The organism is Streptomyces sp. NPDC038200 (assembly GCF_055600785.1).
Window position 1 is genome coordinate 1 of record NZ_JBVJYH010000032.1, and the last position, 15,042, is coordinate 15,042.

14 protein-coding genes are annotated in these 15,042 nt (G+C 68.1%); 8 read left to right on the forward strand and 6 right to left on the reverse strand.

Annotated features, from left to right (window positions below):
- Nucleotides 1-1,322, reverse strand: a 1,322-nt coding sequence (locus tag ACZ7KF_RS38890; protein ID WP_471086489.1) for a beta-ketoacyl [acyl carrier protein] synthase domain-containing protein, incomplete at its 3' end; no start/stop codon positions are given.
- 269 nt (nucleotides 1,323-1,591) lie between these two features.
- On the opposite strand from ACZ7KF_RS38890, the gene ACZ7KF_RS38895 reads away from it, so the two are divergent.
- Nucleotides 1,592-2,434, forward strand: coding sequence for a putative RNA methyltransferase (locus tag ACZ7KF_RS38895; protein ID WP_471086492.1), 843 nt, complete (start codon nucleotides 1,592-1,594; stop codon nucleotides 2,432-2,434).
- A 70-nt stretch (nucleotides 2,435-2,504) separates the two neighbouring features.
- On the opposite strand, the gene ACZ7KF_RS38900 is transcribed toward ACZ7KF_RS38895, so the two are convergent.
- Genes ACZ7KF_RS38900 through ACZ7KF_RS38920 form a run of 5 tightly spaced genes read right to left on the reverse strand, consistent with a single transcriptional unit; the run spans nucleotide 2,505 to nucleotide 7,307 of the window.
- Nucleotides 2,505-3,761, reverse strand: a complete 1,257-nt coding sequence (locus ACZ7KF_RS38900; protein WP_471086494.1) for a glycosyltransferase — start codon at nucleotides 3,759-3,761, stop codon at nucleotides 2,505-2,507.
- 55 nt (nucleotides 3,762-3,816) lie between these two features.
- Nucleotides 3,817-5,028, reverse strand: coding sequence for a hypothetical protein (locus tag ACZ7KF_RS38905; protein ID WP_390546213.1), 1,212 nt, complete (start codon nucleotides 5,026-5,028; stop codon nucleotides 3,817-3,819).
- A 31-nt stretch (nucleotides 5,029-5,059) separates the two neighbouring features.
- Nucleotides 5,060-6,040, reverse strand: coding sequence for an NAD-dependent epimerase/dehydratase family protein (locus ACZ7KF_RS38910; RefSeq protein WP_471086497.1), 981 nt, complete (start codon nucleotides 6,038-6,040; stop codon nucleotides 5,060-5,062).
- Nucleotides 6,037-6,252, reverse strand: coding sequence for a ferredoxin (locus tag ACZ7KF_RS38915; protein WP_471086500.1), 216 nt, complete (start codon nucleotides 6,250-6,252; stop codon nucleotides 6,037-6,039). The genes ACZ7KF_RS38910 and ACZ7KF_RS38915 overlap by 4 nt, the downstream gene beginning before the upstream one ends.
- Nucleotides 6,253-6,275: 23 nt before the next feature.
- Entirely contained in the window at nucleotides 6,276-7,307 is a 1,032-nt protein-coding gene (locus ACZ7KF_RS38920) for a cytochrome P450 (protein WP_471086503.1), read from the reverse strand.
- Between the two features lie 482 nt (nucleotides 7,308-7,789).
- Here ACZ7KF_RS38920 and ACZ7KF_RS38925 point away from each other — a divergent pair, with 482 nt between their 5' ends.
- From ACZ7KF_RS38925 to ACZ7KF_RS38955, 7 genes are all read left to right on the forward strand, one after another.
- Nucleotides 7,790-8,557, forward strand: a complete 768-nt coding sequence (locus ACZ7KF_RS38925; protein ID WP_471086506.1) for a TylF/MycF/NovP-related O-methyltransferase — start codon at nucleotides 7,790-7,792, stop codon at nucleotides 8,555-8,557.
- Nucleotides 8,558-8,622: 65 nt separating this feature from the next.
- A complete protein-coding gene (gerF, locus tag ACZ7KF_RS38930) occupies nucleotides 8,623-9,213 on the forward strand; it encodes a dTDP-4-dehydro-6-deoxyglucose 3-epimerase GerF (RefSeq protein ID WP_471086610.1) in 591 nt (196 codons plus the stop codon).
- A gap of 389 nt (nucleotides 9,214-9,602) precedes the next feature.
- A complete protein-coding gene (gene rfbA / locus ACZ7KF_RS38935) occupies nucleotides 9,603-10,490 on the forward strand; it encodes a glucose-1-phosphate thymidylyltransferase RfbA (RefSeq protein ID WP_471086612.1) in 888 nt (295 codons plus the stop codon).
- Between the two features lie 41 nt (nucleotides 10,491-10,531).
- On the forward strand, nucleotides 10,532-11,503 hold the full coding sequence (gene rfbB, locus ACZ7KF_RS38940; protein WP_471086509.1) for a dTDP-glucose 4,6-dehydratase: 972 nt from the start codon (nucleotides 10,532-10,534) through the stop codon (nucleotides 11,501-11,503).
- 20 nt (nucleotides 11,504-11,523) lie between these two features.
- The gene (locus tag ACZ7KF_RS38945; RefSeq protein WP_471086512.1) at nucleotides 11,524-12,366 is read left to right on the forward strand and encodes a thioesterase II family protein; all 843 of its coding nucleotides are present in this window, start codon (nucleotides 11,524-11,526) and stop codon (nucleotides 12,364-12,366) included.
- Entirely contained in the window at nucleotides 12,363-13,586 is a 1,224-nt protein-coding gene (locus ACZ7KF_RS38950) for a cytochrome P450 (protein ID WP_471086515.1), read from the forward strand. Before ACZ7KF_RS38945 ends, ACZ7KF_RS38950 begins: the two co-directional genes overlap by 4 nt.
- 149 nt (nucleotides 13,587-13,735) lie before the next feature.
- Entirely contained in the window at nucleotides 13,736-14,929 is a 1,194-nt protein-coding gene (locus tag ACZ7KF_RS38955) for a cytochrome P450 (RefSeq protein ID WP_471086518.1), read from the forward strand.
- Nucleotides 14,930-15,042: the final 113 nt, after the last annotated feature.

Here is a 15,042-nt window from a genome sequence, read left to right on the forward strand (position 1 = left end):
ACCACCACCGGCACCACAGCCGGAGACACACCAGCCCCGACCTCCCCGACCTCCGGAGCGGGCGCCTCCTCCACCACCACATGCGCGTTCGTCCCGCCCATGCCGAAGGACGAGACGCCGGCCAGTCGCAGCCGGCCGGTTCCCTGCTCGTCGGGCTGCGGCCAGGTTTCCAGTCGGGTGGGTACGTGCAGGTTGAGCCGGTCCATGGGAATGGCAGGGTTGGGCGCCGCGTGGTTCAGGCTCGGAGGTACCGCGCCCTCACGGACGCACAGGGCGGCCTTCACGAATCCCACGATGCCCGCAGCCGCTTCCAGGTGGCCGACGTTCGTCTTGGCCGACCCCACGGACAGCGGTGTGCTCCGGCCCCGGGCCGTGCCGAGCACCGCGCCGAGAGCCGCCGCCTCGATGGGGTCGCCGGCAGGCGTTCCCGTGCCGTGCAGTTCGACGTAGGACACCTGGTCCGGGCCGACCCCGGACCGTTCGTACGCCGTGCGCAGCACGGCTTCCTGGGCCTCGCGGTGGGGTGTGGTCAGGGTGGAGCCGCCGCCGTCGTTGTTGACTGCGCTGCCTCGGATGACACAGTGGACGCGGTCCCCGTCGGCCAGTGCCCGGTCCAGAGGCTTGAGGACGACGCAGGCTCCGCCCTCACCCCGTACGTAGCCGTTGGCGCGAGCGTCGAAGGTGTAGCAGCGGCCGTCCGGCGAGAGCGCGCCCATGAGCTCCATGCCTGCCGTGCTGTTCTCGGCGAGGATCAGGCTGACGCCGCCGACGATCGCGAGGTCGGACTCGCCGCGGCGCAGGCTCTCGCAGGCCAGGTGGACCGCGACCAGCGAGGAGGACTGCGCGCTGTCCACCGCGAGGCTGGGACCGCGCAGGCCCAGGAGGTAGGAGAGGCGGTTGGCGGCCATACCCCGGCTCAGGCCGGTCGCGGTGTGGCCGCTGACGGGGGTCTCGGACCGGTGCAGGAGTGCCGCGTAGTCGTCGGCGGCGATACCGACGAAGACGCCGGTGTCCGTGCCGGCGAGGCTGCCCGGGACGATCCCGGCGTTCTCCAGGGCGGTCCAGCCGAGTTCCAGCATGAGCCGCTGCTGCGGGTCTGCGGCGGCGGCCTGGCGGGGGGACATGCCGAAGAAGGCGGCGTCGAAGTCGGCGGCCCCCTCCAGGGAGCCTCGCCAGGTGCCGTCGGCGCGACGCTCGATCGCGCTGCCTCCGGAGGTCAGCAGTTCCCAGAACTCATCGATGCCAGGCGCCCCCGGAAGGCGGCAGGACATGCCGACGACGGCTATGTCGCTCGAACGCTGCGCACCATTCTTGGGGGCCATCGGAACTCCTGGTCGATCGATAGGGGCTGTCATGCTGACAGTGCAGGGCGACTGTCAGCACTTGCTGAAATGGGTGAGGCCGTATGCGCGGCATTCCATAAGGAATTGCCGGGGAATTGGCCGGTTGTCGTGTCGTGCGCGCAATTGGGGTTCAGTCGCTGTGGGTGCGCGTCACGGGGATTCTTCGGCACTGCACCGGGCGGCCGGCGGCCCGGATGCCTGCGTTAAGGTTGGCCGGTCCGCCGACTCGTCCGAAGGAACGGTGCCCCATGCTCAACAGGATCGTGCGATACCTCGCCTGCCCGCACTGCGGCGCTTCGCTGGCGCTGGGCGACCGTGCACTTTCCTGCCCCGCCGGACACTCCTTCGACATCGCGAAGCAGGGTTATGTGAATCTGCTTCCCAGGGCGACGAAGCTGCGAGCGGACACAAAGGAAATGGTGGAGGCCCGGGACGCATTCCTGTCGGCGGGTCACTACGACCCTGTGATGGACGCGCTGGTCGATCTGGCGCGGCGGACGGCTGATCCGGCCGTGCCCGGTTGCATCGTCGACATCGGTGGCGGAACGGGCCATTACCACGCCAAGGTCATGGACGCGTTCCCTGATGTCGAGGGACTGCTGCTGGACATCTCCAAATACGCCGTGCGACGTGCCGCGAAGGCCCATCCGCGGATCGCGGCCGCCGTCACCGACGCCTGGCAGACGCTTCCGCTGCAGGACGCCGCCGCCGCCGTGGTGATCAACACGTTCGCTCCTCGCAACGGTCCTGAACTGCATCGCATCCTCCATCCCCGTGGCGTCCTCCTGGTCGTCACTCCCCTGTCCGATCACCTGCAGGAACTCATCGGCACTCTCGGCCTGCTGCAGGTGGACGAAGGCAAGGAGTCGCGTCTCGCGGAGCAACTCGCCCCGCACTTCTCGGCCGTCGCCACGGAGCGGCTGACCCGGACCATGGCACTGGACCACCAAGCTCTGGCCCACCTGGTCGGCATGGGGCCCAATGCCTGGCACCGTGACGCGCAGCGGGATCACGAGATGATCCAGCGGCTGCCGGTGCCGTCCCAGGTCACGCTCTCCGTGCGGCTCTCCGCCTACCAGCTCTCGGCGTAGCGGCGCGGGCCCCGGGCCCGTCGGCCGGCGGGCGAGCGGGTTCCGGCCCACCCGCCCGGCGGTGGCCGTCTCAGGGCGCGACCCGTGCTGTCTCCGCCCACTTCTCGAGGATGTCGCAGGCGGTGTCCACTCCCCGTTCCTTGGAGACCAGTTCGCCCAGCCGCCTGGCCCGGGCCGCCATCGCGGGATCGGTGACCGCCTGACGGACGCTCTGTGCCAGTGCCTCTCGGCTGAACCGGGTGAAGGGGACCGGCCGGGCGGCGACGCCTGCTCTGGACAGCCGCGCCGCCCAGAAGGGGTGATCGGCGAAGACCGGCACGATGACCTGTGGCACTCCGGCCCGCACGACTTCGGCGGTCGTGCCGGCGCCGCCGTGGTGGATCACCGCGGCCATCCTGGGGAACAGGGTGGCGTAGTCGACCTGGTGCAGGCGGAGCACGTCGTCGGGCAGGTCACCGTCCGGCCCGTCGACCATGACCAGTCGGCGTCCGACGCCGCGGACGGCGTCGAGGGCGGCCTGGAGGGCTTCTTCCTGCCGATGGAGTGACCAGGTGCTGCCGAAGGTGAGCGCCACCGGGGGTTCACCGTCCTCCAGGAACGCCTCCAGCTCGGCGGGCGGCTCCCAGTGCTGGTCCCAGAACCAGTAGCCGGTGACATGGCTCTGACGCGGCCAGTCCCGCGGCTTGGGCAGCACACTGGGGCTGAAGGGGAACAGGTACGGGCGGTCGTGGCCCAGTCGGAGGAACGGGGACTTGTCGCCGAAGGGGCGGAGACCGAGTCGCTTCCGGTAGCCGTCGACCTCGGGCCGCCGCCACTCCCACTCGTCGCGGGCCGCCCTGCGGTGGGTGTAGCGGTTGTACAGAGGCGTCAGCGGACCGAATCTGCGCTGTCCGGACTCGACGGCCGGGAAGGCCGAGGTCATGCTGTTGGGCCACCAGGACACCGAGGCCCACGGGGCGGGCGGGTGCCCGTACGCGGCGGCCAGGGTGAGGGGCGCGTTCACGATGAGGTCGGCGCCCTCGGCGGCGTCGTGGATCGCGTCGACGACCTGCTGCGTGTAGCTCTCGGGTGCCTCGGGCATCCCCGCGAGCATGTTCTTGAACGAGGGACTGCGCCGCAGCGCTTCGATGACCTCGGGCATGCTGAAGAACCCGTCGGGGTCCCCGGGCGAGAGCTTGTACGTCAGCCCCGCGCGCTCGACCAGTGGCCGCAGCGTGGCGGGAGCGGCCAGGGTGACGTCGTGGCCGCGGGCCTTCAGCCCGATCCCCAGGGCGATGAACGGCTGTACGTCACCTCGGGATCCCACGCTCAGCAGGCTCACACGCATGCCGGCCTCCCGCCGTCCGGTCGGGTGTGTCCCGGTGGCTGGTGCCGACGGCTCCTCATTCGTGCCCCCCCGAAGAGACGGCGACCAGCGTCTCGAAGTCGCGCGGGATCCACGGGGGGATGCCGCCCTCGGCGTTGGTGCCCTTCTCGATGAAGGCCAGGTTGTGGTACAGGTGCATGCCGACCACGTGCTGGTCGACGTAGCCGGGGCGGTGGCCGCCGGCCTGCGGCAGTTCCTCGTGCTGGATCGAGTCCACGAGGGACTTGAGCAGACCCAGGCTCGTGCCGCTGTACTGCTTCGGGTCCTCGTTGCCGCCGAAGCCGGACCAGTAGGCGGTCCACAGGTCCTCGATCACATAGAGGCCGCCGGGCCGCACGTGCGGGAACAGGGCCTGGAACGACGTACGGATGTGGTCGTTGATGTGGCTTCCGTCATCGATGACGATGTCGAACGGGCCGTACTCCTCGGCGATCGACCGCAGGTAGTCGGGGTCGCTCTGGTCGCCGCGCAGGGTCGTGATGCGCGGCGCGTCGAAGTGTGACTTGTCGACGATGTCCAGCCCGTAGATCTCACCGCGGTGGAAGAAGTGCTTCCACATGCGCAACGAGCCGCCGCCCCACTCGGGGTGCTTGTAACCGCCGATGCCGATCTCCAGAACGCGTACCTGCTGGTCACGGTAGCTGCTGAAGTGGCGGTCGTAGTGGGGGGTGAACCAGTGCAGGGAACCCCACTTCGGGGTCAGGTAACGCGAGGAGAGTTCGCTGAGGTCCGGCTTGTGGGAGTGGCAGCCGGCCAGCACGGTCTGGGAGCCCTGCTGCGCGGCCAGGAAGTGCGTGCCGATGTGTTCGGCTCCCGAGCCCTCCTCGCCTTCCGACTGCGCGTCGGTGACGTACGGGAAGAGGGTGGTCCGGCGCACACCGGTGACGTTCTCCCGCACCGGCCCGAACAGCTCCCGCGCCAGTTCGCCCAGCTCGTACTCGACACGCATGGCGACGAACGCCTCGTCCTTGGTGGCGAGGCGCACCGGGCCGCCCTTGAGGACGTACAGGTAGGTGGGAAACAGCTGGTCGCCCGCCCGGACGGCCAGCTCGACGAGGACGGGGACATCGTTCACGGGAGCGGGGCAGCGCGTGGTGATCTCGTCCAGGAGCACACGGACGATGTCGGCCGGAGCGTACCGGGCGGCCAGGTCCTTGAGGTCGGCGTCATGTCCGCCGGCGGCTCGGATTATTTCTCGGATCAACGAGTTCGGGGCGTGCTTGACCACGAGTTACCTTCCAGGGGTGTACGAGAGGGGTTCAGCGCTTGTGAAGGCGGTACCAGCGAGCGGTCTCTTCCAGCCCGGCCCGCAGAGGCTGGGGATCGAAGTCGATCACTTCTGACATTCTGGACAGATCCAGAAGTCTGCTCGGGGCGCCGACCGGGCGGCTGGGGTCGAGGCGGATGCGCTCGGGCCGTCCCAGGACGGCCATCACCATCCGGGCCAGCTCCAGGATGGAGACCTGCTCCGCGCCGGCCACGTTCATCTCCGGGTACTTGCCGGTCTCCAGCAGGCGCAGCGAGGCCCGCACCAGGTCGGCGACGTGCACGAAGGACCGGGTCTGGCTGCCGTCCCCCCAGATCTCGATCTCCTCGCCCGCGTCGGCCTTGGCCAGCATGCTCGGGATCACCCGGCCCCGGGAGCGGTCGAATCCGTCCCCCGGCCCGTAGACGTTGCCCGGTCGCACCAGGAAGACGTTGGTGCCGAACTGCTCGCGGTGGAGCCTGGCCAGGATCTCGCCGTAGGTCTTGGACAGGACGTAGCCGTTGTCCGTGTACCGCATGGACCTGCGGAAGTCGTCCTCCTCGCGCGCCGCCGCGGTGGGCGCGGCGGAGTACAGCTCGGAGGAGCTCATGACGACAACCTCGCCCACGCCGAAATCCCGCACACAGTTGAGCAGGTTGGAGATGGTGCGCTGGTTGCTGTCGAGGATCTCGGCCGAGCGTTCCAGCTTGAACTGTGCGTTGCCGTCCATGGCCGCGCAGTGGACGACGGTGTCGATGGACGGTGCCAGGTATTTGAAGGCTCCCCGCACGTCCGACTCGTCCCGCAGCTCGGTCCGCACCAAGCGGACCCGGCTCAGTGCCGCCAACTCGGCTTGGACTTCGGGCCGTTCGGTGCGGTACAGGGCCAGCACCTCGGCTCCGCGCGCGTCCAGCTGCCGGACGAAGTGGGAGCCGATGAACCCCAGTGCACCCGTGACGAGCACCGTGCGGCCGGCCCAGCGATCAGCAGTCACTCGGTGTCCTGCGGCGCGTGACCAGGAGCCTCTTCGACGGTCACGGCCTGTACGGGGCAGAGTTGCACCGTCTGGAGCACCCGCGGCCACAACGCCGGCTCGGGCTCGGCGACCAGGACCCGGCTCAGTCCTTCCTCGTCCTGGCGGAAAACCTCCGGTACCAACTGCTCGCACTGGCCGGCCCCCAGGCACCGGCTCTGCTCGACTGTCACCCGCACGCTGTATCCCCCTTCCGTCACCACTCGACCGGCAGCTCGTGCAGCCCGAAGATCGTCGAGTCGTGCTTGACGCGCAGTGCGTCGACTTCGCCGGCCAGCCTGAGCGTGGGAATACGCTCCACCACCGCGCCCAGTGTGACCTCCAGCTCCAGCCGGGCCAGGTTCTGCCCCAGGCACTGGTGCGGGCCGTAACCGAAGGCGACGTGCTGGCGTGCCGAGCCGTGCAGGTCGAAGTCGTCCGGGGAGGCGAAGGCGCTCTCGTCACGGTTGGCGGAGGCCAGCGAGAGGATGAGACCGTCCCCGGCGCGCAGCGTGATACCGCCGAGCTCGATGTCCTCTGTGACCGCCCGCCGAAGGCCGTCCGCGATGGAGTGGAAACGCAGGAGCTCGTCGACCGCCTGGGGCAGCAGCGTACTGTCGCCACGCAACTCTGTTAATGCGTCGGGGTGCTGCAACAGTGTCAGGATACTCAGTGCCACCATGCTGGCACTGGTCTCGTGACCGGCGGCGAGCAACAGCACGGCGTTGTCCACGATCTCGGCGTGCCGCATCTCACCGGTGTGCAGTCGATCGGCGATGAGCCGGCACAACAGGTCGTCGCCCGGAGTCTCGATCTTTGCGGTGACCAACCGGTCCAGATAGTCACGCAGCTCCAGGAGGGCGGCCAGTGACTCCTCGTTCCCGCCCACCCGCGTGGCCTGTTCGCTGCGCTCCTGGAAGAACTCATGGTCTTCGTACGGCACGCCGAGGAGCTGGCAGATCACCAGGGTGGACATCGGCAGCGCGAGTTCGGCCACCAGGTCCACCGGTCCCCGCTGTTCGAGGATCCTGTCCAGCAGCCTGTGCACCGTGTGTTCGATGCCCGGGCGCATCTCCCGGACCCGGCGCACGCTGAACTCGGGTATGAGCATGCGGCGGAGAACGCTGTGGTCCGGCGGATCCATGGTCAGCAGTGACCGGAAACCGCCGCCGTCGCCGTCGGAGGCGGAGAGCTTGGGCAGCTTGGCCGGATCGATGGTGATCCGGGGGTCGGCGAGAAGGGCTCGCACATGCTCGTGCTTGGTGATGAGCCAGGTCCTGGAACCGTCCCAGACCTGAGCCCGACATATGGGCTCGTTCTTCCGCTTCTCGGCGTACTGATCGGGGAGGCTGAAGGGGCAGGTACGCGCAAAGGGCCATGCGACACCTGGCTCCGGAGGGCTGTTGTGAACAACTTTCGAAGATTCCAAGGATTTCCTTGCTCTAAACGTATTCGTGAGGAAGTGATCTTCCTCCAACATGCAACCACACGGTCAGCAGCCCAGCAAGGGTCGACCAGAGCGACCACGGTCGTTACTGCACCATATGGCCCTCATTTTCCAGACACGCGCGACAATTGACATGGCTCGTTTTCGACCCTTGCCCGAATCTGATCACTGAGGTTAGATGGTCACCCCATCCAGCCCATCAGCGTGGATGCAGGGAATTCAGCCCCGGCGGCTCCCGCCCTGAACGAGCCGCCGCTGGGCACTGCTACCCGTAGGCGAGGAAAATGACAGTCATACCTGCCGGCACAGACTTGTATCTCGACCTTCTGAAGAAGGCCGTAACGAACATGATTTACGAGGACCAGACCAACGTCGCCGGCTTCATCAAGAGCAGCTCGTATTCTGCGGAACTGCGCGCGGTGGGCGAGGACTACCCGCGCGTCGCGCACACGATGATCGGTCTCAAGCGGCTCGACAATCTGCAGAAGTGTCTCGAAGACGTGCTGCGTGACGGCGTACCGGGGGACTTCGCGGAGACCGGGGTCTGGCGGGGCGGGGCCTGCATCTTTGCCCGCGGCGTCTTCCAGGCGCACGGCGTGCGGGACCGGAAGGTGTGGGTCGCGGACTCCTTCCAGGGTTTCCCCAAGACCACCGAGGACGACCATCAGCTGGATGTCGACATCGACCTCGGCCAGTACAACGAAGTCCTCAACATCCCGGTCGACGTGGAGACGGTGAAAAGCAACTTCGCCCGCTACGGACTCCTGGACGACCAGGTCCGGTTCCTCCCCGGTTGGTTCAAGGACACGATGCCTACCGCACCCATCGAGAAGCTCGCGGTGCTGAGGCTCGACGGGGACTCGTACGCAGCCACCAAGGAAGTGCTCACGAACCTCTATCACAAGGTGTCGGCCGGCGGATACATCATCGTCGACGACTACTGCATTCCGGCGTGCCGGCAGGCTGTCCATGAGTTCCGGGACGAGCACGGCATCACGGACGAGATCCACCAGATCGATCGCCAGGGTTCCTACTGGAGACGCTCCAGCTGATCGGCTCGGCCGTGACCGCCCAGCCCTGCCAGTGCCCGATCAATCGGTCCGAAGGACAAAAAGCGATGCACCCACTCAGCATCGAGGGGGCCTGGTCGCAGGAACCCGTCATCCACTCCGACCACCGCGGGAGGTCCCACGAGTGGTTCCGGGGCGAGAGGTTCCGTCAGGCGTTCGGTCATGATTTCCCGGTGGCCCAGGTCAATGTCGCGGTGTCCCACCGCGGCGCGCTGCGCGGGATCCACTACACCGAGATCCCGCCCGGTCAGGCCAAATACAGCGTGTGTGTGAGCGGAGCGGGCCTCGACGTCATCGTGGACGTCCGTACCGGCTCACCGACCTTTGGGCACTGGGAAATCGTGCCCATGGACGCGGAACGCAATACCGCTGTTTACCTGACCGCGGGACTGGGCCGCGCTTTCCTCTCCCTCACCGACGACGCTACTCTCGTCTACCTGTGCTCCTCCGGATACGCCCCCGAACGCGAGCATTCCATCAATCCGCTCGACCCGGACCTCGGGATCACGTGGCCGGCTGACATCGAGCCGCTGCTCTCCGACAGGGACAAGAACGCCCCGACCATCGCGACAGCCGAACGGCTTGGACTGCTGCCGACCTATCAGGCGTGGCAGGAGCAGCAACGGGCCGAGGCGTAGGGCGTCCGAGCACAGCCCGCCGTACCGGAGACCATCCCGGCGGAGGAGGCACGGCCATGGTTCCTTCCCTCGCCGCCACCTGAGAATCCCCAGCGGTTCGGAAGCGCTGCGCCGCCTCACGGCAGGCCGGAAAACACTCCCCGTTCTCGGCATCCACGACACGGCACCTCCTGCATTCGGGATTGTTCGGATTGCGGGTCACGGATCGGGATGATTACTGCCTGCCGCTGTGTCCGCGAGGCAATCACCGGTCCGGCCGGTCCCTTCGAAAACGGATGCCGTGCACGCATCCGCGCTGCCCGGAACCTTCCACGACATGCACGCGGCCTGCGAACCCGGCCGCATCGAGAGGACCAACCGTGTTCGAGACACCGCTGAAACGCCCCAAGGTGAGGGGGATAGTCCTCGCTGGGGGCAGTGCAACTCGACTGCAGCCGCTCACCGGTGCGCTTTCCAAGCAGCAGTTGCCCGTTTATGACAAACCCATGATCTACTATCCGCTGTCGGTACTGATGCTGGCCGGCATCCAGGACATCCTCATCATCTCCTCGCACCAGCACGTGGAAACGTTCCAGGTCATGCTCGGCGACGGATCACGCCTCGGCATCCACCTCGACTACGCGGTTCAGGACGAGCCGCGCGGTATCGCCGACGCGTTCCTGGTCGGCGACAAACACATCGGAAACGACCGGGTGGCGCTCATTCTGGGCGACAACGTCTTCCACGGCCCTGGATTCTCCACCGTGCTGAAGCACTCCATCCAACGCCTCGACGGATGTGAACTGTTCGGCTATCCATCCAAGTCCCCCGAGCGCTACGGCGTCGCCGAGATCGACGGGCAGGGGAACCTGCTGTCGCTGGAGGAGAAACCGAGCCGTCCCCGGTCCAACCTCGCGGTCACCGGGCTGTACTTCTACGACAACGACGTGGTGGAGCTGGCGAAGGACCTCAAGCCGTCCGCCCGCAACGAGTTGGAGATCACGGACATCAACCTCTCCTATCTGGAGCAGGGCCGGGCGCGGCTGACCCAGCTCGGTCGTGGATTCGCCTGGCTGGACATGGGGACCCACGACTCTCTGCTCCAGGCGGGTCAGTACGTCCAGCTGCTGGAGCAGCGCCAGGGCGTACGCATCGCCTGCGTCGAGGAGATCGCACTGCGTATGGGGTTCATTGACGCGGACACCTGTTACCGGCTGGGGGAGGAGCTGAGCGCCTCCAGCTACGGGAGCTATCTCATGGAGGTCGCTTCGGGACTCGGGGCGACGCTCACCGGTTGATCACCCCTCCCCCCACAGCACGGCAGAAAGGCAGATCAAGGATGCGCGTCCTGGTGACCGGGGCAGCGGGCTTCATCGGCTCGCACTTCGTCAGACAGGTCCTGTCGGGCTCCTACCCGGAGCTGGCCGACGTCCACGTCCTCGCACTGGACAAGCTCACGTACGCCGGAAACACCGAGAATCTCGCCGAGGTCGCCGGCCACCCCCGTTACACCTTCCTGCACGGCGACATCTGCGACCGGCATACGGTCACCCAGGCTCTGCGCGGTATCGACCTGGTGGTGCACTTCGCCGCCGAATCACACGTGGACCGCTCGATCACGGACTCCGCCGCCTTCATCACCACCAACGTGCTGGGCACGCACATACTGCTGCAGTCGGCGCTGGACGCGGGCGTGAGCCGCTTCGTCCACGTCTCCACCGACGAGGTGTACGGTTCGATCCCCGAGGGCTCCTCGGCCGAAACCGGCCCCCTGGACCCGAACTCCCCCTACGCGGCGTCCAAGGCCTCCTCCGACCTCCTCGCGCTCGCCTTCCACCGCACGCACGGCCTCGACGTCCGAGTGACGCGCTGCTCCAACAACTACGGCCCCCATCAGCACCCCGAAAAGGTCATCCCGCTCTTCGTGACCCACTTGCTGGAGGGCCTGCGCCTTCCCCTGTACGGCGATGGCCTCCACCGGCGCGACTGGCTGCACGTGGACGACCACTGCCGGGGCATCGCCATGGTCGCCGGCCGGGGAAGGGCCGGAGAGGTGTACAACATCGGCGGCGGTACGGAACTGTCCAACGTCGACCTCACCCGCCATCTTCTCGGCATCTTCGGCGCCGACTGGTCCGTGGTCGACAGGGTGCCGGACCGAGCGGCGCACGACCGCCGCTACTGCGTGGACACCCGGAAGATCACCGACGAGCTGGGATGGGCTCCCCGCGTCGCCTTCGAGCGCGGACTCGCGGAGACCGTCGACTGGTACCGGGACAACAGCACATGGTGGAAGGCGCTGAAACCGTGACGCCCGCAAGCGGATCACGCATGGGCGGGACACCTGCCGCGCCCGCGCCCGGCTCCACCGACGCAGGCGACCTCTGGCTGCGCCGCTACCGGCCCGTCGTCGACCCCGCGCTTCGGCTCGTGTGCCTTCCGCACGCCGGCGGCAGCGCCAGCGCCTTCCTCCCTCTCACCCGCCTGCTACCGGACTCGGTCGAGGTGCTCGCCGTCCAGTATCCCGGACGGCAGGACCGGCGCCTGGAGCCGTTCGTGGACACCGTCGACGGCTTGGTGACGCACATCGTCGGGGCACTCGAACCCTGGCTGGACCGGCCGGTGGCGCTCTTCGGCCACAGCCTGGGGTCGTTGGTGGCCTTCGAGACCGCCCGCCGCCTAGAGAAACAGGCGCCGGGAAACAGGTTGGCGCACCTGTTCGTCTCCGGCCGCGTCGCCCCGACCGTCGTCCATCGGACCACCACACATCTCCTGAGCGACGACCAGCTGGTCGCCAAGCTCGCCGAACTGCAAGGCACCGAGCCTCGTGTGCTGGCCGACCAGGAAGTCCTGCGACTGGCCCTGCCCGCGATCCGCAACGACTACCGGGCCGCCGCCACCTACACCTGGCGCGCGGGAGCGCCGCTCGCCTGCCCGATCACCGTGCTGACGGGAAGCGAGGACCCCCACGTCCCCGCCGACGGAGCCCGGGCCTGGCACCGGCTGACCACCGGGGAGACAGCGTTCCATTCCTTCCCCGGAGGCCACTTCTACCTCACCGAGCACGCCGAAGCGGTAGGCCGGACGATCCAGGCGGCAACCGGGCTCGCCGTGCAGCGCTCACACCCCTCAAGCGCTCCCGCTGCCCCCGTACGACCGAGAGAGTATTCATGACGTCCAGTTGTCCGGTCCATCAGGCTCGCCCCTACCCCTTCTCCATACCCGACGGCGTCGCGCTGGATCCGCTCTACAGCTATCTGCGGGAGCACGAACCCGTGTCCCGGGTCCATATGCCGTACGGGGGTGAGGCCTGGTTGCTGACCCGGCACGCCGACGTGAAGGCGGTCCTGGGCGACCAGCGGTTCAGCATGGAGGCCGGGGCCGGACGTGACGTGCCCCGGCCCACCGAGTACCCGCTGCCCGCCGGCGGCCTCATCTCCATGGACCCGCCCGAGCACACCAGGCTCCGGCGGCTGGCCGGGAAGGCGTTCACCGCCCGCCGAGTGGAGGAACTGCGCCCGCAGGTCTCGCGGTTCACCCACGAGCTGCTCGACGGCATGGTCGCGCGCGACGAGCCGTCCGGTGAGATCATGGAAGATCTGGCGCTGCCCGTGTCGATCTCCGTGATCTGCAAACTGCTGGGCGTCTCCTACAGCGACCGCCATCGCTTCCGGGACTTCTCCGAGGCGCTGGTCTCCTCCTCCCTGAGTCCCGCGGAGGTACAGCAGGCGACCGAGGAATTCACCGCTTACATGGCCGAGCTGGTAGCCGATCGCCGCGCCCGGCCCACTGACGACTTCCTCAGCACCATGGTCCAGGCCCGCGACGAAGGTGACCGGCTCTCCGAGGCCGAGCTTCTCATGATGGGCGCCGGCCTGCTGATCAGCGGCTACGAGACCACAGCCACCCAGATCGGCAACTTCCTCCACCTCCTGCTCAGCGACCGCCGGCTCTACGGCCACCTGGTCGCCGACCCGGACCTGGTCCCCGCCGCCGTCGAGGAGCTGCTGCGCTTCACCCCGCTGAGCACCATGGACGGGTTCGCTCGCATCGCCCTCGAGGACGTCGAGATCGGCGGCACGCTCATCCGCGCGGGCGAGGCGGTCATCACCTCGATCGCGTCCGCGAACCTCGACGCCACGGCATTTCCCGGTGCCGAATCCCTCGACTTCACACGCGCCCAGAACCCGCACCTCGGCTTCGGTCACGGCGCCCACTACTGCATGGGCGCCCCCCTGGCACGGCTCGAACTGCAGGTCGTGCTGAGCACCCTGGTCGAACGCCTGCCGGGGCTGAGGCTGTCCGTCCCCGCGAGCGAGCTCCGCTGGCGGACCGGCTCCCTCATGCGCACCCCCGAGGCGGTCCCCGTCACGTGGGGCCACCCCGCTGAGTGATCCGTCCCGAGCCCCGGCCCGGGCGAGCGGCCGGCAGCACGCAGCGCCGCCTTCCGTGAACCGGGGGGGGCAGGCACGTATGACTGCGGCCGCCGCACTCCGGTTCCCAGGACGCGAAAGAACCCGACCGACTCGATGTGGGGCCCGAATTGACCAGCACGAAGTCCGCACCCGTCTCCTATCCCTTCAGCCGCTCGACGGGACTGGACCTGGACGAGGCGTACGAGCAGGCCCAGAAGAGCGAAGGACTCCTGTGGGTCCACATGCCGTACGGGGAGCCGGCCTGGCTCGTCTGCCGTTACGACGACGCACGTTTCGTACTCGGCGACCGGCGGTTCAGCCACGCCGCGGAGGCGGAGAACGACGCACCGCGCATGCGGGAACTGCGGACCCCCAACGGCATCCTCGGCATGGACGCACCTGACCACACCAGGCTGCGCGGGCTGGTGACCAGAGCATTCACTCCGCGCCGCGTGGAGGCCATGCGGCCGCGTGTCAGGAAGATGACCCAGTCGCTGCTCCAGGACATGACGGCGCTCGGCGCACCTGCCGACCTCGTGGAGCACTACGCCGTCCCGATCCCCGTGGCGGTCATCTGCGGCCTGCTGGGCGTGCCCGAGGAGGACCGTGCGCTGTTCCGCGGCTGGTGCGACATAGCGATGTCCACCAGCTCGCTCACCGCCGAGGACCATGTGCGGCTGGCCGGCGAGTTGACCGGCTATCTGGCAGACCTGATCGCAGACCGCCGCGCCGCTCCGCAGGACGACCTCGTATCGGCACTCGTGGAGGCCCGCGACGCCGAGGGCCGGCTCTCGCAGGAGGAATTGGTCAACCTGATCGTCTTCCTTCTGTTCGCCGGACACGAGACCACGGCCAGCCAGATCAGCAACTTCGTCCTGCTCCTGCTCGAACAGCCGGACCAGTTGGCCCTCCTCCGCGACCGTCCGGACCTGCTGGACAACGCGGTGGAAGAGCTGACGCGATTCGTTCCGCTGGGCAGCCAAGCGGGGTTCCCGCGCTACGCCACCGAGGACGTCGAGGTGGGCGGGACCCTGGTGCGGGCGGGCGAGCCGGTTCTGGTCCAGATGAACGCGGCCAACCGGGACGCCCTGCGCTTCCGTTCGCCCGGCGTGCTCGACATCACCCGCGACGACGCCCGTCAGCACCTGGGTTACGGGCACGGTCCGCATCACTGCCTCGGTGCGTCCCTCGCGCGGCTGGAACTCCAGGAGGCGCTGCGGACCCTGCTCGACGGACTCCCCGGGCTGCACCTCGCCCAGGCCGTCGAGTGGAAGACGCAGATGGTGGTGCGGGGACCGCGCACGATGCTCGTGGCCTGGTGAGCGTTGAGACACGGACTGAGGCGAGCGGACCCGGCCTCACACGCGTATTCCGCCCGGGGCCGGCGCCGAGGCCGTACGGACGGCGACCGGGTCGTGCCTACGGAGACGAATGA

What these genes read in the sequence shown, in the direction of transcription:
- rfbB (WP_471086509.1), top strand. Translation starts at nt 10,532, where the DNA reads ATGCGCGTCCTGGTGACCGGGGCAGCGGGCTTCATCGGCTCGCACTTC.
- gerF (WP_471086610.1), top strand. Translation starts at nt 8,623, where the DNA reads ATGCACCCACTCAGCATCGAGGGGGCCTGGTCGCAGGAACCCGTCATC.
- ACZ7KF_RS38895 (WP_471086492.1), top strand. Translation starts at nt 1,592, where the DNA reads ATGCTCAACAGGATCGTGCGATACCTCGCCTGCCCGCACTGCGGCGCT.
- ACZ7KF_RS38950 (WP_471086515.1), top strand. Translation starts at nt 12,363, where the DNA reads ATGACGTCCAGTTGTCCGGTCCATCAGGCTCGCCCCTACCCCTTCTCC.
- ACZ7KF_RS38925 (WP_471086506.1), top strand. Translation starts at nt 7,790, where the DNA reads ATGACAGTCATACCTGCCGGCACAGACTTGTATCTCGACCTTCTGAAG.
- ACZ7KF_RS38945 (WP_471086512.1), top strand. Translation starts at nt 11,524, where the DNA reads ATGGGCGGGACACCTGCCGCGCCCGCGCCCGGCTCCACCGACGCAGGC.
- ACZ7KF_RS38900 (WP_471086494.1), bottom strand. Translation starts at nt 3,761, where the DNA reads ATGCGTGTGAGCCTGCTGAGCGTGGGATCCCGAGGTGACGTACAGCCG.